Source organism: Amycolatopsis sp. NBC_00345, assembly GCF_036116635.1.
In the GTDB taxonomy this organism is placed as follows: Bacteria; Actinomycetota; Actinomycetes; order Mycobacteriales; family Pseudonocardiaceae; genus Amycolatopsis.
The window spans coordinates 2,373,667-2,391,567 of the sequence record NZ_CP107995.1; the positions used below are offsets into that span (position 1 = coordinate 2,373,667).

General features: G+C 69.8%; 12 protein-coding genes. 6 read left to right on the forward strand and 6 right to left on the reverse strand.

The window, feature by feature from the left end:
* Nucleotides 1–42: 42 nt before the first annotated feature.
* The 3 genes from OG943_RS10520 to OG943_RS10530 all read right to left on the reverse strand — a co-directional run bounded on the left by OG943_RS10520 (nt 43) and on the right by OG943_RS10530 (nt 4,193).
* A complete protein-coding gene (locus OG943_RS10520; protein ID WP_328609534.1) occupies nt 43–831 on the reverse strand; it encodes a M15 family metallopeptidase in 789 nt (262 codons plus the stop codon).
* A 193-nt stretch (nt 832–1,024) separates the two neighbouring features.
* Nucleotides 1,025–2,425, reverse strand: a complete 1,401-nt coding sequence (locus OG943_RS10525) for a DHA2 family efflux MFS transporter permease subunit (RefSeq protein ID WP_328609535.1) — start codon at nt 2,423–2,425, stop codon at nt 1,025–1,027.
* Between the two features lie 484 nt (nt 2,426–2,909).
* Nucleotides 2,910–4,193 (reverse strand): glycosyltransferase, encoded by a 1,284-nt coding sequence (locus tag OG943_RS10530; RefSeq protein WP_328609536.1) that lies wholly within the window; start codon nt 4,191–4,193, stop codon nt 2,910–2,912.
* Nucleotides 4,194–4,711: 518 nt separating this feature from the next.
* Here OG943_RS10530 and OG943_RS10535 point away from each other — a divergent pair.
* Nucleotides 4,712–7,387, forward strand: a complete 2,676-nt coding sequence (locus OG943_RS10535) for an NACHT domain-containing protein (protein WP_328609537.1) — start codon at nt 4,712–4,714, stop codon at nt 7,385–7,387.
* A 45-nt stretch (nt 7,388–7,432) separates the two neighbouring features.
* On the opposite strand, the gene OG943_RS10540 is transcribed toward OG943_RS10535, so the two are convergent.
* The 3 genes from OG943_RS10540 to OG943_RS10545 all read right to left on the reverse strand — a co-directional run bounded on the left by OG943_RS10540 (nt 7,433) and on the right by OG943_RS10545 (nt 9,886).
* Nucleotides 7,433–7,699 (reverse strand): hypothetical protein, encoded by a 267-nt coding sequence (locus OG943_RS10540; RefSeq protein WP_328609538.1) that lies wholly within the window; start codon nt 7,697–7,699, stop codon nt 7,433–7,435.
* Between the two features lie 166 nt (nt 7,700–7,865).
* Nucleotides 7,866–8,045 carry a LuxR C-terminal-related transcriptional regulator gene (locus OG943_RS48310; protein WP_442874780.1) on the reverse strand — a complete coding sequence of 60 codons (180 nt, stop codon included), beginning with the start codon at nt 8,043–8,045 and terminating at the stop codon, nt 7,866–7,868.
* Between the two features lie 458 nt (nt 8,046–8,503).
* Nucleotides 8,504–9,886, reverse strand: coding sequence for a UDP-glucose dehydrogenase family protein (locus tag OG943_RS10545; RefSeq protein ID WP_328609539.1), 1,383 nt, complete (start codon nt 9,884–9,886; stop codon nt 8,504–8,506).
* Between the two features lie 351 nt (nt 9,887–10,237).
* Here OG943_RS10545 and OG943_RS10550 point away from each other — a divergent pair, with 351 nt between their 5' ends.
* From OG943_RS10550 to OG943_RS10570, 5 genes are read left to right on the forward strand one after another with little or no spacing between them, the layout of a single operon-like run.
* Nucleotides 10,238–11,842 (forward strand): hypothetical protein, encoded by a 1,605-nt coding sequence (locus tag OG943_RS10550; protein WP_328609540.1) that lies wholly within the window; start codon nt 10,238–10,240, stop codon nt 11,840–11,842.
* Nucleotides 11,835–12,926, forward strand: coding sequence for a Gfo/Idh/MocA family oxidoreductase (locus OG943_RS10555; RefSeq protein WP_328609541.1), 1,092 nt, complete (start codon nt 11,835–11,837; stop codon nt 12,924–12,926). The genes OG943_RS10550 and OG943_RS10555 overlap by 8 nt, the downstream gene beginning before the upstream one ends.
* A gap of 31 nt (nt 12,927–12,957) precedes the next feature.
* A complete protein-coding gene (locus OG943_RS10560; RefSeq protein ID WP_328609542.1) occupies nt 12,958–14,250 on the forward strand; it encodes a B12-binding domain-containing radical SAM protein in 1,293 nt (430 codons plus the stop codon).
* Nucleotides 14,251–14,260: 10 nt separating this feature from the next.
* A complete protein-coding gene (locus tag OG943_RS10565) occupies nt 14,261–16,183 on the forward strand; it encodes a Gfo/Idh/MocA family protein (RefSeq protein ID WP_328609543.1) in 1,923 nt (640 codons plus the stop codon).
* A 2-nt stretch (nt 16,184–16,185) separates the two neighbouring features.
* A complete protein-coding gene (locus OG943_RS10570) occupies nt 16,186–17,769 on the forward strand; it encodes a serine hydrolase domain-containing protein (protein WP_328609544.1) in 1,584 nt (527 codons plus the stop codon).
* Nucleotides 17,770–17,901 lie beyond the last annotated feature (132 nt).

The window sequence follows — 17,901 nt, forward strand, 5'->3', positions numbered from 1 at the left end:
CCAGCGCGACTTGTCGCGGAGGCGGGAGTGTGGCTGTTCCGGTCAGCAGCGGCCGGTCAGTGATTTTCGGGTGATGGGGAAGTCGAAGTAGGTGGTGGGGAAGGTTTCGGATTGGAGGGTGTAGTGCCACCACTCTTCGGGGAGGTTGGTGAACCCGGCCTGTTCCAGTCCGTTTTTGAGCAGTAGCCGGTTCTTCAGTTGCCGGCCGTGGATTCTGGGGTCGAGGGTGTGGGCGAGGGTGTCGAAGCAGTCGTACCCGGTGCCCATGTCGATCGAGTTGTCCGGGAACCGTGCGGACTGGGGGCCGTAGCACGGTTTCAGTGGTTCACCGGGGTGGTAGGGCCGGGTCGGGATGGCGGGGAGCCGGGTGAGGGTCACGTCCAGGGTGCTGCCTCGGCTGTGCCCGGATTTTGCCGAGATGTAGCCGTCGTCGAAGAGCCGGTTCTTGTCCACCTGTGGGTAGAACTCGGCTTTCATCCGTTGGTCGGAGAGATCCTCGGCCCATCGCACGAAGTGGTCGACGGCGCGTTGTGGCCGGTAGCAGTCGTACACCTTGAGGGTCAGTCCCTTGCGCAGGAAGGACATCTGGGCCTTGTGCAGTGCTTCGGCGGAGTCCCGGGTCAGGATGCACATCGGCCGGCGGTAGCCGTCGATCCGCTCGCCGACGAAGTCGTGCGGGGTGAAGTACCGCATCTCCTGGACGATCGTCGGATCGACGTCACTCAGCGCGACGAATTCCGGCGGTGCTTTCGGGCCCGGTGCGGCCAGCGCCGTCGCTGGAGTCATGGCGATGGCCAGCACCCCGACCGCGACAGCCACGAGCTTTCTCATCAGGATCTCCTCCTGCTACGGCCAGGACAGGGCCCCGGTCACCAGTTCGCACGAGCATCCGCTGGTCGCACTCTGCTCCGGCGTGGTGGGTATCCGCTGCGGAAACGCCGAGCACCACACGATCGGCCCAAACCTGGAAGGCTCCACCGTGGCCGCGCCGGACGACTTCCGGTGCCGCAGTGACTTTCGACTTCTAATTCGCCGATACCGGCTGCGTTCTCGGCACGATGACGTCGCGTTGCAGCAGCAGGCAGATGAGCGCTCCGGTGGCCATCACCGCGATCGGCAGGACCATGGTGGTCCGCACAGCCGTGCTCGCGCTGCCCGTCGCCTCCTGCGTGCTCTGCACCAGCCCGCCGGCGGCCGCGGTGCAGATCAGCCCGCCGAGCTTGCCGATGGTGCCGAAAACGCCGGAAGCGGCTCCCACCAGGGCAGGGTCGACGTCCAGCATCGCGACAGTCGCCAGGGGAGCGACCACGCAGCCGTTGCCGATGCCGACGACCATCATCGGCGCGAGGAACTCCAGCCAGGAGGGCCGGCCGGACATGAGCAGCGCGATCCACGTGATGCCGGCCGTCTGCACGAGCATGCCGGTCAGCAGGATGTACTTCGCCTCGAAGCGGTCGGCCATCCGGCCGGAGAACGGGGCGAGCAGTACGGCCATCACCGAGGCGGGGACCAGGATCAGGCCCGCGCTCAGCGCGCTGACGCCGAGCACGGACTGGCAGTACAGCGAAATCAGCAGGACAAGAACGAAAATCCCGCCGGTCTCCGCGGCGCCCACTCCGTTGACGAGGGTGTAGTTCCGGCTTCGGAACAACGCGAACGGCATCAGCGGGTCGCGGCCCTGAAGACGGCGCTGGTGGAGAAAAAAGACGCCGCCGAGTGCTACGGCTGCCGCGAGCGCCGCCCAGACCAGTGGGTTCCAGTGGAAGTCCTGCCCGTTGGTGAGGGCGAAGGCGAGGCAGACCAGAGCCGCGGACGAGATGAGCACTCCCGGCAGGTCGAGCCGCGGTGCACTTCCTGAGCGCAGGTCCGGGATGATCGCGAAGGCGGCCACGATGACGACCGCGCCGATCGGCAGGTTCATGAAGAAGATCCACCGCCAGCCGAGCGTGCTGATCAGCACGCCGCCGATGGTCGGGCCGATCACCGAGGCGATGCCGGCGATGGCGCCCCAGACGCCGAGTGCGGTACCCCGCCGTGCGGAGGGAAAGGACACGACGATCAAGGCCATGGTCTGCGGTATCAGCAGCGCCGCGCCTGCGCCTTGCAGCGTGCGCGCCGCCACCAGCACGCCGTTGGTGGGCGCGATGCCGCACAGCAGGCTCGCGACGGTGAAGACCGCGACGCCGGCGATGAACATCCGGCGTGGGCCGCGCATGTCCCCGAGCCGGCCCGCGGTGATCAGCAGGGCCGTCAGCGCGATGATGTAACTGTTCATCGTCCACAGCGCTTGCGGCAGGGTGCTGTGCAGCGTCTCGGTGATGCTGGGAATGGCGATGTTGACGATCGTCAGGTCCAGCAAGGTCAGGAAGAAGCCCATGGACAGCACGACCAAAGTGGCCCAGGGGTTCCCGCGGATCCTGCTCACGATGTGCTTCCCGACGGTTCCTTCCAGTCGCCCGCTCTGCGCAGGAGGACGCTTTCGGCGAAGTCGGCAAGGCCGGACGGGATGTTGGCGAGCGCCATGTGGTGGGGCGCACGTAGGTCAGCTTCGGTGTTCCCGTGGTGCCGCGTGTGCCGGCCGCGAGGGCGCGCAACCCGTCCAAGAACTCCGCACGCGTCGAGGCCAGCACGGCTGCCCTGTGCTCGCCGCGCGGTGCACAGCGGATCAGAGCCGCGGCGACATCCACTCCGGTGAGCTCGGTGTCAGCAGCCACATGTCCCAGCAAGGCCGCCGCCCGCGCCCGCAGCTCCTCGCCGTCGACGCCGTCCAGCAGCCAGGGCATGACGACCTCACGATGGTGGTCGCGCTCTGCCATGTTTCCCTTTCTGTATTCGCACCCGGACTGGCATTTCTTGGGCGACCACAGGAAAAAGTCGCTGACTGCCCACCCAGGTCGGAGCTGCTCGGTTCAGCTCACCGATGCGGCGGCCAATGCGGTGACGGCGTCGGCCGCTCGGATGGTCGCGTCCGGCTCCGCGCGGACGTTCTCGCCCAGCTGCCTGGCCCGTGTCACCACGCTCGGCTCCAGCAGCCGCGCCACACCGGCCCGGAGGGTGTCCTCGTCGAGCTCGGCGAACGGCACGTGCACGCCGGAACCCAGGCGTTGCAGCTGTTCTCCCCACATCGCCTGGTCCATCATGATCGAGCAGATCATCGTGGGCAGCCCGGCCCGTACGGCCGCCCCGGTGGTGCCCGCTCCGCCGTGGTGGACGGCGAGACGGCACCGTGGCAGCAGAGCGGTGTGGTCGACGGCGCCGACAACACGGACCCGGGCACCGTCTTCGACAGCAGCCGCCGACAGACCGGCCCAGCCGGCGCTGAGCACGGCCCGCAGCCCGAGGTCACGTGAGACCCGTTCCACCAGGCCGGCAATCGCGGCCGGATCGGGCACCGGCATGCTGCCGAACCCGAAATACGCGGGCGCCTCGCCCTCGTCGAGCCAGCTGGCCAACGGACTGTCCACTCCGGACTCGCCGAACGCCGCCCGGTCGGACTGGCTCGGCTCGATCCACCCGACGACCGGCCGCCGGCGCGGCCAGCCCAGCCCGGGGATCACATGGGCGCTGTAGGACTGCACCTCCACTGCCCCCAGCGCGCGAGCGCGCTCGGGGGTGGGCAGATCCGTCGCGGCGAGACCGAGCGTGGCGCGCAGCCGGTTTATGCCGTCGCGCCGGGCCTTCCAGTTCTCTTGTTCGTACCGGGCATGTGTCTGCAGGTTCTCCTCGGAGAACTGCGACGAGCGCGGTGTGACCAGCGGATTGGCCACCGCCCCGGTCGGCCGCAGCGGGTACGTGTGCACCAGCGCGAGCGGCACCCGAAGCGCCTCGGCGATCACCGTCGCGATGTCCTCGGTGAGCCCGCCGGACACGATGACGTCGGCGCCCTGGCTGAAGCCGCACAGTGTCTTCGCGATCTCGGCCGCGTGCTCGGCCATGATCTCCCGCAGGGTGCCGAGCAGTACCGCATTGTCGCCGGAGAACAGCCACTGCTTGTCCGTTGCCGGCGATTCCAGGAACTGCTGCCAGTCACCCGGCAGCCCGATGGCCCGCAAACCGGCGCGTTCGGCGAGCGCCGCCGAGCCGGCCGGTACCGCGAGCTCGACGGTGTTGCCGCGGCGTGCGAGTTCCGCACCAAGCGCCACCAGCGGCTGCACATCGCCCCGGGTGCCGTGCGTCATGAGCGCGAATCGCACTTACTCTCCTTCGGCCAAAGGCACTGCGCAGGTACGGAGCGGGTCAAATCGGGTTTCGCTGTGTCAGCTGCTCCAGCAGGATCGCGAGCCTGGAGTACCGGACCTCGCCGTCCTGGGGAGCCGGCGCGCCGGCCGCTGCCGCGCTTCCTCGGCCTCGTCCTGGCGTTTGCGCTGTCCATTTTTGCCCCTCTGCCACGTTCCGTACCGGCGGCCGACACGCGCGGGCCGCGGATGCGGCTGCGACACAGTTCATTCCCGACCTCGAAGTTGCAGCAGCGGTCGTTGAACTTGCTGGTCATCCATTCGCCGGCGGGGGATTAACGCCCAGCGCCCGGCCTGGGCGTTCCCGCGGCTCGCGCCTTGGTGGCTGAGCCTTCTTCGAGCCTCTCCGGGACCCTGACCACCGATTGGTCCCGCCGGCAAGATCGCAGTCTGGGCAACGGCTGGTCTTGGTACGTTCAGGTCAATCCGGCGCTCGTTGCGCGTCCGGTTCCGCACTGATGGACTTGGATGGGCCAATGCCCGTCGAAACCGCGTTGATCGCGCTCGGTGCCGTCGCCGTGCGGACGGCGACCAAACTGTGGCTCGGCGAGCACAAGATCGTCGCGGAGGTCGGGGGCGCCGCGGTCGATCAGCTGTCCGGACAGCTGACGAAGGAGCGGGACCGCCGCCGGTTCAAGCGGCTCATGGACGACTTCGCGGAGGCGGTGGTCGACCGGATCGAGCCCATCCTCGACGTGGAATTCCGGTCACTCCCGGAGCACGAGAAGCTCGCTGCGGTCGAGGCTGTGCGCGACACGTTCGACTTGGCCTCCCTTGACGATGCCGACCTGTTCGCGGCCGACCTCGATGCCGGTCACCTCGATCGCTCGATCCGGCGCCGGGTCCCGTCCCGGACCACGTTGCTGGCTGCGGACGGGACTGCGCTGTACGACCTGCTCCTGCGCGAGTGCTGTGGCTACGTCATCGAGATCTCCCGCGGGCTGCCCGCGTTCTCGGCGAACGCCTTGACCGAACTGTTGCAGCGAGACCGCGAAATGCTCGACGGCATCCGCGAAGTGCTGGCCCGCCTGCCGCAGCGTGACCGTGACGCCGGCTTCGACTACGACTACCGCCAGCTGGTGGCCCGCAAGCTTGACCACGTCGAGATGTTCGGCGTGACCCTGGCCGACGCGAGCCGCCGTTATCCGCTTTCGGTCGCCTACATCGGCCTCACTGCCTCCACCGGCGAACATGGTCCGGTGCGACGGGTCGAGGAACTGCTGGCGGGCGCGCAGCGGGTGTTCATCCGCGGCGAGGCCGGTCTGGGCAAGACGACCCTGTTGCAATGGGTCGCCGTGCGCAGCGCGCTGGGCGACTTCCCGGAGCAGTTGGCGAGCTGGAAGGGGACGGTGCCGTTCTTCATCCCGCTGCGCCGGTACGCGGGCCGGGACCTTCCCGGGCCGGCGCAGTTCCTCGACGAGGGCGGCAAGTACATCGCGGACTCGATGCCGCCCGGCTACGTCCTGGAGAAACTGCGGGACGGCAGCGCGGTACTGCTGGTCGACGGGGTGGACGAGCTTGTCGCGGGCCGCCGGGACGAGGCCCGCACGTGGCTGCGCGACCTCGTCAGCGCGTTCCCCCGGGTCAGGGTGATCGTCACGTCCCGACCAGCAGGCGCGCACCCGCGGTGGCTGGCGGACACCGGGTTCGCCGTACTGGACCTGCAGCCGATGAATCGCGACGACGTCCGCCTCTTCGTCGCCCGGTGGCACAACGCCATGCGGTCGACGCGGGCCGACGACGAGTCACGCCAAGCGCTCGACGATTACGAGGCGCGGCTGCTCGAGCTGGTGGAAAGCCGGGGACACCTGCGCAAGCTGGCGGGATACCCGCTGTTGTGCGCCCTGCTGTGCGCGCTGCACCAGGATCGCCGCGCGACCCTGCCGAGCAACCGCATGGAGCTCTACGACGTAGCGCTCCAGATGCTGCTGGAGCGGCGCGACGTCGAACGCCAGATCGTGCCGATCGAAGGTCTGGGGCGCACCGAGAAGAGTTTGTTACTGGCGGACCTCGCGTACTGGCTCATCCGCAACGGCTACACCGACGTCGAAGCGCCGCGGGCGCTCTACCGCGTATCCCAGCGGCTCAACCACATGCCACAGGTCAAAGCGGGCAACCAGGACGTCTTCCGGCACCTGCTGGAACGCTCGGGCCTGCTCCGCGAGCCGGTGCAGGGCAGGGTGGACTTCGTCCACCGGACGTTCCAGGAGTACCTGGCGGCCCAGGACGCGATGAACACCGACGACGTGGGCACGGTCGTGCAGCAGGCACACCTCGATCAGTGGCACGAGGTCGTGGTCATGGCGGTCGGGCACGCGTCTCAGAAGCAACGTGAGGAACTGCTGACCCGCCTGCTGGCACGGGGCGATCTGCACCTGCTCGTGCTGGCCTCATTGGAAACCGCGCCCGAGCTGAGCGGCGACCTGCGCCGGGAAATCCAGGTGAAGACGGCACGGCTGCTTCCACCGGCTTCGATGTACCAGGCGGAGGAAGTGGCGTCGGCGGGCGAGTTCGTCCTCGATCTGCTTGCCGCGTGCCAGCCGCAGAAGATCGAGGAGATCGTTGCGACCATCCACGCACTGGCCGGGACGCGTCTCGAGGAGGCGCTGCCGGTGATCGCGAAATTTGCCTCCGACCCGCGCCCTCGCGTGTTCGATGAGCTCCTCAACTGCATCTCACGGTTCGACGAGCAGGCCTACGGTGAGGCAGTCCTGGCGAAGTCGACCTGGACGAGTCTGTACGTGGACGGCGAGCCCGAGCTGGTTGCCGCTCGGTACATGACCTCGCTGAAGCAGCTCGAGCTCCGCTACTTCCGTCACGACGATTCGCTCACGAGCCGCTACTGTTTCCTGCCGCCGGTGCCGGACTTGAGGCTCAGGGAATGGCCGGAGTACAAGTTGGGGACGATCGGCACGACGTTCCGTCTGGACAGCCTCAGCGTTCTTGACATGCAGCTGACCGACCTCACCTCCCTCGATTTCGTGGAATCGGTCGAGGAAGTAAGGATCGACGGCGGCAAGCTGCTTTCGTTCGCCGGTGTCGAGCGGTGGCAGGCTTCCTTGAAGAAGCTGTCGGTCGTGAACTGCCCCACCGGTCTGGAAGCGTTGGCCGATCTTCGGGTCCGACTGCCACAGGTGGCCGTGCGGCCGTGACACCGGCAGGCCACCTGCGAGCAGTTGCGGAGGTCCCACTGCCCTTCATGCTGTCACCGCCGCCCGGTCGGCGGCCGCGGTGACGCAGGCCGCGGTGAACTCCGGCTGGTGATTGACCGCGGGAGCGCAGTCGAGGCCGCGCGGGAGGTCCGGGAAGACCCGGCCGGGAGCCTCGGCGTTCGCGCGGTAGGGCGTCAGCAGCGCGGGATCGGGCCGCAGGTCCGCGTAGTCCGGCGCCGCCGAAGTGATCGACAGCTCGCACCCGGTGGCCAAAGCCCCGGCCTCGAAGCACCGCCTTACCCGTTCCTTCAACGCGGCCAGCTCGGCATCGCCGCCGTTTCCACGGCCGCCGGGTGCACCATCATGGCGGCGTCCACGCCGTCGAACGCACCACGCTCGAGCATCAGCACCTCGGTTTCGGCGGATCGCCTTCTCGTCGGCGATCGTGGTCTTGTCGGCCAGCTTTTCAACGCGTGTGTCACGTGTGTTTCGGTTTTGCGATATGCATGGCGAGCAGTCGCAGGCGATAATAGTCCAATGAGCCGGACTTCTTTTTGATCCGGCGAATATATTCATCTACCGTATGCAGGCTTATCCGCATTCTGCGCGCTATCGACGCGTAGGTGAGACCGTCGGCGAGGTGACTGAGTACTTCCATTTCACGAGGGCTGTATTTCACAGTTTGAGACTGGTCACAATCGCTCAACTCCGGAACCTCCTAAGCATGACGCATTCGATCATTATTGCACGGGTTACGTCGGGCGTGCCGGGTTGATGGCATAAAAGAGAAGTTCGGGCAATAACCGGGTCTTCGAGGAACTGGGGCGCCATCTCGGCGCGCACCTCGAATGTCATGGATGTGAATCAGACATGTGGTTCGTACGGCCCGAAAATTCCGGCCACGCTGCGGCGGGAAGCTATGAAGTCACCCGTTCGGGGACTGGGTCGGCCTGCTGGTCGATGCTACAGGCGGTTACTTAACGCTGAGCGGTGGCAAGGATCGGCAATAGTCATCGGCAGCCGGAATACCGGAATGGAGTAGAGCGCCACTGGTATAACCCATTCCGAATACGCGCGAGTCCGGTTTCCGCCCATCGGGACATCGGTCCTCGCGCTTCAGCCGAGGGGCCTCGAACCCGACCGGCGGTCATCGAGGTCAAGGCCCTGGTGGCGCCGGGGGCCGGCCTCGGGCCGGCGTGGGGCGGACCCGAGGCTGTGGTAGGAGAAACCCGCGCGGCTGAGTGTGCCGGGGTCGAGCAGATTGCGGGCGTCCACCACGACCCGGTTCGCCACCACCTCGGCCAGGCGCGCCCAGTCCAGGTCGCGGAACTCCGGCCACTCCGTCAGCACCACCAGCACGTCCGCGTCCTTCGCCGCGAGCAGCGGATCATCGGCCAGCGCGATGCCGGCCAGGCCGGGGTGGTCCGGTGCGGTGACGGCCGGGTCGTAGCCCTGCAGGTCCGCGCCGGCCTGGCGCAGCAGTGCCGCCACGACCAGTGCGGGGGAGTCGCGCAGGTCGTCCGTGCCGGCCTTGAACGTCAGGCCGAGCAGGCCGATGCGGAGCTTGCGCAGTGAGCCCTGCCGGCTGCCGGTCGCCGCCAGCCGGATCTTGCCCACGATCCGCTGGAACTGGCGTTCGTTCGTGTCGATGGTGGCGCGAAGCAGGCGGAACTCGAAGTCCGCCTCGTCCGACGCCTGAAGCAGCGCGTGCACGTCCTTGGGCAGGCAGGACCCGCCCCAGCCCGGTCCCGGCGACAGGAACGACCGGCCGATCCGGGGGTCGTAACCCATTCCCTCGGTCACGTCCCGGACGTTCGCGTCCAGTCGCTCGCACAGCTCCGCGATCGCGTTGACGTAGGACACTTTCATCGCCAGGAAGCAGTTCGCCGCGTATTTCATCAGCTCCGCGCTGGCCACGTCGGTCAGCACCGCGGGCGCGCCCAGTCCCGCGTACAGCGCGACCACCCGATCGGCCGAGTCCGGCCGGTCGCTGCCCACCACGATCCGGTCCGGGTTCATGAAGTCCTGTACAGCGCTGCCCTCGCGCAGGAACTCCGGATTGCTGACCACCGCGAGGTCGTCCCGGCCCAGCAGCTGCCTGGTCCGCGTCGCGGTGCCCACCGGCACGGTCGACTTGTTCACGACCACGCACCCCGCCGGCAGCGCGTCCCTGATCCGGGCGAGCACATCCTCCACCTCGGACAGGTCCGCGACCCCGCCCACGCCCATCGGTGTCGGCAGGCACAGGTAGACCACCTCGGCCTCGCGCACCGCGTCCACCGCGTCGACCACGAACCGCAGCCGGCCGGCAGCCAGGCCGTCGGTCACCAGCTCGGGTAGCCGCGGCTCGCGGATCGGCACCTCGCCGCGGCGCAGCTGATCCACCTTGGCCTGATCTCGATCCGCGCAGGTCACCTGGTGGCCGAGGGAAGCAAGGCAGGCGCCGGTGGTCAGGCCGACATAACCGGTCCCGATCACCGCCACAGAGCGAGTGAGCACAGCAGGCCCCATTCCCGATTCGCGCAGAAGTCCCAATTGTGTGGATGCCGGATTAGGTCACGGTAAATGTGTGACAGAGACCGCAATAAGGTCACCTGATTGGTCTATTGCCGACGAATTATCTGCTACCTTCCTGCACGCTACCAGTCGCGTCCCGGCGTCCTCAACCACTTCGCCACTCCTTTACGTCCGACGCCTGTCAGCTCGAATAACGTGGACTCTCGCACCTTGTCAAGTCCCGAACCGCCGTGACTACCGGGCGGGCTTCCGCGCTGGTTAGCATCACTCTCGTATTGACGGGATTATGTGTATTCCCGGGATTTGACAGGTGTCGCCAGAAAGGCAGTCTCAATGACGCTGGACCTACCGATTGCCGAAGCGAACACTTTTGACTCCGCCGCCCCGGTCAGACCGTCGCTGTATTTCCACGACGTCATCACCGGCCCGTTCGACCACGCGGCGGTCGTCGAATGCGCGACCGCGGTGACCGAGATGTCGGGCGGCTCTTTCACCGACCGGCTGTCGACCGACGGATCGCTGGTGATCGCCAGCCGCGGCACGGTCCTCGAGGTGCATGTCGCGGCTTCGCCGGTGGACCCGTCGGCGACGCTCGACCCGGTGTTCCCCTCGGTCACCCGGAACCGGGCCGTGCTGCTGTCCAGCGGGCCGGCCGCGGTGACGGCCCGTGATTTCGCCGAGCGGCTGCGGCACTGCGCGGCGGCCTACACCGAGGCCGAGCTGGACTCCATCACCGCCGCGATGCCGATGCTGGAAAGCGTGATCCGGGACGCCTCGCCGCTGGCCGGGTGGGCATTGATCTTTCGTGACCACTTCGTGGAGAACAGCGTCGGGTTCCTGCGAGCCGTCGAACGGTGCGGAATGCCGCCGGAGTGGATTTTCGCGCTGGCCAAGGGGGACAAGACGGTGCACCGGGACCGGGTGCACGCGACGTTCCTGCGCCGCGGCTACTCGAGCGGCGTCCTGGACAATTCCGTCATCAACCGGACCGCCACGGTCGAGGAGATGGACGAGGCGCGCTCCAGCGGCGCCGCCGTGGACCGCTTCATCCACCGCGCCCACCAGGCCGGACGACGGGTTCTGGTCGTCGACGACGGCGGCCTGCTGGCCCAGGGCCTTGGCAGCAACCACCTGGTGAGAGAAGCGGTGGACGCCGCGCTGGAGCTGACCGTCAGCGGGTTGAAACGCATCGAAGGCCTGCCCGGCGGGGTGACGATCCCGGTGTTCAACATGGCGCGTTCGGCGTTGAAGGCGACCATCGGCTACAACGAGATCGCGGACTCCTGCCTGCGCCGCGTCCGGGTGCTGCTGGCCGGGCAGAAGGTCATCGGCCGGTCCGTGCTCTGTGTCGGCTTCGGCACCCTCGGCCGCAGGCTCGCGCTGGGGCTGAGGGCGCTGGGGTGCTCGGTGACGGTGGTCGACACGGACATCATCACCCTGATCCGGGCGGCCGAGGAGGGCTTCGCGACCTGCCGCAGCGTGGCCGCGGCGCTGGAGCGGGACCGCCCGTTCCTCATCGCCAGCAGCACCGGTGACTGCGTGGTCTCGGCGGACACGCTGCCGCTGCTGCCCGATGGCGTGTTCCTCGCCGGTTTCGCGACCAAGGACTTCAGCCTGTTCACCGACCAGCCGCACGGCCTGCCGCAGGTCGCCTTGCCCGGCATCGGCGTCCGCTACCGGCTGCCGGGCGACCGGGAGGTCACGCTGCTGGGCGACGGCCGCTCGCTCAACCTGTTCGAGTACGAAGGCATCCCCAACCGCGGTTACGACCTCTATCGCGCCGGGACGCTCCTTGCGGCCGAAGAGATGTGCCGGCGCTGCGAGGAGCTGGAGCCGGGCGTGCACACGACGATCGTCGACGAGCTCGTCGGGCGCTCCGGGTTGTACGAGCGCTACTACGCCCGCTACCTGGCCACCGGGGAGCCGATCGATGGCTGACGTGCCGCTGGTGCCCGCCGGGCTCGAAGTCTGCGTGGTCGGCTACGGCGTGGCCGGCCACCTCCACGAGTCGCTGATGCGGGACTGGGGCGCGCGGGTCAGCGTGGTCGAAGCGGGGCCGGTCGCGGATCCGCCGGCGCGGCTGTGGCCTTCCCTGGACCAGGTGCCCCGGCCGCACCAGGTGGACGTCTGGTCGGTGTGCACCCCGACCGACACCCACCTGCCGACGGTCCGGATGATCTTGGGCCGGTGCCCCGATGCCCGGCTGATCGTGGAGAAACCGCTGTGCCGGCCGGGTGAGCTGGACGAGTTCGCCGCGCTGCTGGCCGCTCATCCCTCGGCTCGGCTCGTGCTGGTGGACCACTACCGCTACGCCGTCGCGCCGAAGGTGCTGTCGCGGCTACGGGCGGAGAGCGCCGGTGAGGCCCCGGTGTCCGCGGTCCGGGTGTCCTTCGCGAAGGATCGGCGCGCCGACGCCGCCACGGGCCGCTTCGTGGACCGCGCTTTCGGCGTGTTCGGCTACGAGTGGCTGCACATGATCGCGTGCTTGCGTGGCGTGCTGGCGCCCGGGCAGTTCGCCGAGTACCTCGCGACCCCGGTCGCCCGCTGCGACCTGCGTGTCGGGGCGGAGGAAGACCTGATCCCGAACGCGGCCAGGGAGACGACGCGGCTGGGCGACGGATGCGAGATCGACATGTTCTCCACCGTGGTGGGGGCCGCGCCGGGCGGGCTGACGCCGCCGGCGTGGGTGTCGGACCACGGAGTGGGCCCGGGTGGCCGCCAGCGGCTGCTGCAGGTCGAGGCGGCCGGCACCCTGTTCACCGTCGAGTTCGACCCGGTGGCCGGCTCCGCGGGACAGTCGCTGGGCCGCAACGTGCACCGGTTGTCGGTGCGGCGCGGAGGCCACCAGTCCCGGTGGATCGTCAACGACTCCCCGATGGGCACGGCGCTGGCGAGCGCGCTGGTGACCTTATCGGCCTGCCGCAACGACTTCGACGCCCGACCGATGCGCCGGCTGCAGGCACTCGCCGAACGAGCCGTAGCGGCGGCCGCCGCCGCACACCCCGTCCAGGAGCCTGCCTGATGCCTGGCATGGCCGTTCCCAGGGAGCAACGATGAGCCGGATTTGCCTTCTCGTGCCCACCAACGACTTCGACCGGTATTTCGTCCAGGTCCCGCTCGACGTCGTCTACGCGGCGGGCCAGTTGCGTGCCGAAGGGCACGAAGTGACGGTGTGGGACACGCGGTTCGCCACGGTGCCGCCGGCGGACGCGCAGGACCTCGTGGTCGTGTTCACCGCGATCGCGGACCGGGCCCAGTGCTACCCGCTGGAGCTCGGGCCGGTCCGGGACGCGGTGACGCAGGCCAGGACCAGGTACCCCGGCGCGCGGTTCGTCGCGGTGGGGCCGCACGTCAACCACCTGCCGTGGGCGACGCTGGACGAGCTCGGGGTGGACACGGTGGCCCGGGGCGAGGCCGATTCGGCCGCCGTGTTCGCCGCGCGTGACCTGGCCGTCTCCGGCCGGGTGCTGCCGAGCGGCCGGTCGGCCGACCTGCTCGCGCCGGCGGCGGATCTGCCGTCGTACCCGGTGATTCCGCTGGAGACGATGGCCCATCCGGCGTTCGACCTCTTCCCGATGTCGCAGTACACCTCCGAGGTGATCGACCAGGGCCTGCCGATGCCGGGCCCGTGCGGGATGGTCCTGGCCGCGCGTGGCTGCACCTACGGCTGCACCTTCTGCCACCTGCCGTTCGGCACCCGGATGCGGATGCGCCCGACCGACCGGGTGATGGCCGAGATCGACGCGCAGCAGTCCGCCGGCCTGGACGCGCTGTTCTTCCTCGACTACGTCTTCGGCATCAACCCGTCGTTCTACGGGGAACTGTGCACCCGCCTGACCGGGCGGGGGCTGACCTGGCTGGGGCAGACCCGGGCCGAGGTGGTGCTGCGCTCCGATGTCGGGGCGTGGGCGGCGGCCGGGTGCCGGGGCATGTGGCTGGGTGCCGAGTCGCCCAGCGTGGCCGGCACCGGCGTGCACAAGCGGGTCAGCGCGGAGCAGATCGAGGGCGCGGTGGCCAAGCTCCGCGACGCCGGGATCGTGCCGTTCGCGTTCCTGCTCATGGGCCTGCCCGACGACGAGGCGTCGATCTCCGGGCGCATCGTCGACTGGGCGGCGCAGCTGCCCGCCTGGTTCGGGCTCAACCAGCTGTTCCTGCGGCCGGGAACCAAGCTGTACGACCAGCTCGCCGCCGAGTACGGCGGCGGCAGGCTGCCGACCACGTGGCCGGAGGTCGAGGCCGTGACCAGCACCTACCGCTCGCGCTATCCGGCCGATCTGGACGCGCAGGAGAAGGCATTGCGCGCGTTGCCCAACTTCCTGGGCAACGCGCTGACCGCGGCCAAGTGAGGGGTGGGACATGCTCGGGTTCGGGATCATCGGGTGTGGCTCGGTCGGCGGGTTTCACGCCCGCCTGCTGACCGGGCAGCCGGCGCTGCGCGGCAAGGCCGAGCTGATCACGGTCGCCTCACGGGACCCGTTGCGCGCCAAGGAACTGGCCGGGCAGGCCGGCTGCGAGGCGAACACCGTCGACGAGCTGCTCGATCGGTCCGATGTGGACGCGGTGTGCCTGTGCACGCCGAGCGGGACGCACGCCGAGCTGGGCGAGCGGGTGCTGGCGCGGGGGAAGCACCTGCTGGTGGAGAAGCCGATCGACGTGACGCTCGCCGCTGCCGATCGGCTCATCGCGGCGGCCGGACGTAGCGGCACGGTGCTGGATGTGGTGTCCCAGCACCGTTTCGACCGCGCGGCGACGGTGGCCAAGCAGGCGCTGGCCGCGGGTGAACTGGGCCGGATCACGTCCGTGTCGATGGAGATCCCGTTGTGGCGGGGGGAGCGTTACTACCAGCCTGGCGGCTGGCGCGGCACCCGCGAACTGGACGGTGGCGGCGCCCTGATCAACCAGGGAGTCCACCTGGTCGACCTGGCCCAGTGGCTGCTCGGCCCGGTCGTCGAGGTCAACGCCCACACGGCGACGCGTGCCCACACCATCGAGGTGGAGGACGTGGTGTCGGCGCGGGTGCTGCTCGGCGACGGTGTTCCGGGCACGCTGCTGGCCACGACGGCGGCCTATCCCGGTCGCACCACCCGGCTGGCCGTGCACGGCGACCGGGGCAGCTTGGTGATCGACGACGACCAGCTGGTCTACTTCCACGCGGCGCGGCCCGGAGCCGAGATCGACCCGTACGGCGCCTACGGGGCCGGTAACCAGGCGGCCGACCGGGTCGGCGAGGTCAGCGCCGAGGATCTGGAGCGCGACCGGAGTTTCGTGCCCTACCAGCCGTTTCGCGATCAGCTGCTGGAGTTCTGCGCGGCGGTCGAGTCGGGGGGCCCGGCACCGGTCGGCGGGGCGGGCGGGCGGTCCGCGCTGGCCGCTGTGCTCGCGGTCTACGAGTCGGCGGCCGGCGGCCGGACGGTCACCCTCGGGCCGGGCGCCCCGCCGGCCCCGGCCGCGCCGCCGCTCGCGGAGGTCTTCGACCGGTGCGCGGCCACTTACGACGACGTCGGCGTGGACCATTTCACGCCGATGGGCCAGCGGCTCGTCGACCTGGCCGGCCTGTCCGCCGGGGACAGCGTGCTGGACGCCGGGTGCGGCGCCGGTGCGTGCCTGGTCCCGGCGGCGCAGGCGGTCGGGCCGACCGGGTACGTGCTGGGCATCGACATCTCCGCGGGCATGGTGGAGCGCGCCGAGCGGGCCGCGCGGCGGCACGGCCTGCGTCAGGTCCGCTGCGCGGTCGCCGACGCGGAGACCGTGGTGCTCAACGTCCCGTTCCTGCTCGACGGGACGTTCGACGCCGTGGTGTCCGGGATGGCGCTGTTCCTGATGCCGGATCCCGCCGCCGCGGTGGCCCGGTTCGCCGAACTGCTGCGGGCCGAGGGGCGGCTCGCCGTGTCCTGGTGGGCCGGCAGCGATCCACGCTGGGCGCCGGTGTTCTCGGCGAGCAGCGGTTACGGCCGCAGCCGGTCGGCGCACGAGCTGGCCGCCGGCAGCCCGTTCGGGTCGGTCGACGCGTTGCACGAGCTGCTCACCGCCACCGGTTTCACCGGCGTGGCCACCACGGAGGTCGACCAGACCACCGTGTTCACCGGCCCCGACCAGTGGTGGACGTGGCTGTGGTCGACCGCCGGGCGGCTGTTCTGGGAGACGATCCCGTCCGCCGAGCTGCCCGCGGCCGAGGCCGCGGTGAACGCCGAACTGGCCAAGCTGGCCGAGCGCGACGGCTCGCTGCGCACGACGGGCACCATGCGGGTCACCACCGCGACCCGGTCGGCGGACTGGTGACCATGACCGTCACCGATCCGGCCACCCGGGCCACCGTTCTCGAAGACGCGTGGCTGGCCGCGGCCACCGAGGGGTTCCGCTGCCTCGGCAGCGGTGCCGCCGACCCGGTCAAGGTGCTGCTGGAGATCACGGATCCGGCGCCCGGAGCGCCCGGCCGGGTGCTGATGGCGATGGATCTGGACACCGGCCGCCTCGGCTTCACGCGCGCCGGCCGGCAGGACCGGGCGGCCCTGACCGTGGTGCTCACCCGGGACGACGCGGTGACGTTGCTGCTCGGCGACGGCCGCGCCCGGGTGCGGTTGTTCGAAACCGGCCGGGTGCGCATGCACGGCGTGTTCCTGTTCGTCTTCTTCCTGGACCGCTTGCTGCTCCAGGACCCGTCGGGGACGGTGGCCCGGCTGCGGGCGGCGGCCGGGGTGGTCGCCGAGCCGTCCGCCGGGCTGCCGGTGCACGTGCCGCTGCCACCGGCCGGCGAGCCGGAGCCATCGGCGGGCCTGCCACGGACAGTCGAGCTGCTGCGGGCCGAGACCCTGCGGACCAGTCCAGGGGTGCAGTTGTACGTGTCGCATCGTGGGACGCCGGTGATCGACGCCGGGCTGGGCAGTGCCCGGCCGGCCGTGCCGATGCGGGCGGACGCCCTCCCGATCTGGTACTGCTGCGCCAAGACCGTCTCCGCGGTCGCGGTGGGCCGGCTCTGGGAGCGGGAGCTGCTCGATCCCTACGCGCCGGTCGCGGACGTGCTGCCGTGGTACTCCGGCGGCGGGCGGGAGCGGGTGCGGCTCGTCGACATCCTCACCCACACCTCGCCCGTGCCGATGGGGGCCGATCCGTTGCACGGCTGCATGTCCGCGCCGTGGGACCTGCGGCGCGGCGCGGTGGCCCGGATGCCGGTGCCGGACGGCCCGAACGGCGAGCGGATCAACTACGCCGCCTGGTGGGGCTGGTTCGTGATCGCCGAGATGATCGAGGCGCTGACCGGCCGGACCTACGTCGAATACCTGGAGACCGAGGTGCTCGGGCCGTGCGGCATGGATCGCAGCAAGGTGGTGTTCGACGGCGCCGGGTACGACGCGGCCGGCGCGACGCTGCCCCTGATCTACGTGGCCGGCGGCGCCCTGCCGCCCCAGCCGACGTGGTGGTTCAGCACCGAGGGCGCGGCCACCACCGTGATTCCCGGGCTGAACATCCGCGGGCCGATGCGGGACCTGGGCCGGCTGTTCGAAATGCTGGTGCGACGCGGGCAGGGCCGGTCCGGCCGGGTGCTGCGCCCGGTGACCGTGGCCGCGCTCACCGGACGGCACCGGGTCGGCCTCGAACCCGACCAGCTCGGCAACGCGGACTGGTCGCTCGGCTTCCGGCTCGAGTCCCGGCACCTGGGCGAGCGGTGCTGCGCCTTCGGCCGGTCGGCGTCGCTGCGCACCTTCGGGCACTACGGCCTGTGGACGACGGTCGTGTTCGCCGATCCGGACCACGACCTCGTCGTGGCGCTGCACCTCAACGGCAAGACGATGCAGGACGAGCACCAGCGGCGGGTGCTCGGAATCTGCGACGCGATCTACGCCGACCTCGGGCTGGCCCGAGGATGAGCGCTCAACGCCGCGCGCCGCGGGTACCGGGCGGACCGCCACCGGGCGGGGCCGCGGGAACGAAGGCGGCCGGCGGCCGGGCTCGTGCGGCGGCGATCCGGCCCCCGACACCCACCGAAGCGGCTTCCCCCG

Bases quoted from the DNA above. Each gene is read 5' to 3' on its own strand.
- OG943_RS10520 (WP_328609534.1), bottom strand. From the start codon at position 831: ATGAGAAAGCTCGTGGCTGTCGCGGTCGGGGTGCTGGCCATCGCCATG.
- OG943_RS10550 (WP_328609540.1), top strand. From the start codon at position 10,238: ATGACGCTGGACCTACCGATTGCCGAAGCGAACACTTTTGACTCCGCC.
- OG943_RS48310 (WP_442874780.1), bottom strand. From the start codon at position 8,045: ATGGAAGTACTCAGTCACCTCGCCGACGGTCTCACCTACGCGTCGATA.
- OG943_RS10565 (WP_328609543.1), top strand. From the start codon at position 14,261: ATGCTCGGGTTCGGGATCATCGGGTGTGGCTCGGTCGGCGGGTTTCAC.
- OG943_RS10570 (WP_328609544.1), top strand. From the start codon at position 16,186: ATGACCGTCACCGATCCGGCCACCCGGGCCACCGTTCTCGAAGACGCG.
- OG943_RS10555 (WP_328609541.1), top strand. From the start codon at position 11,835: ATGGCTGACGTGCCGCTGGTGCCCGCCGGGCTCGAAGTCTGCGTGGTC.
- OG943_RS10560 (WP_328609542.1), top strand. From the start codon at position 12,958: ATGAGCCGGATTTGCCTTCTCGTGCCCACCAACGACTTCGACCGGTAT.
- OG943_RS10535 (WP_328609537.1), top strand. From the start codon at position 4,712: ATGCCCGTCGAAACCGCGTTGATCGCGCTCGGTGCCGTCGCCGTGCGG.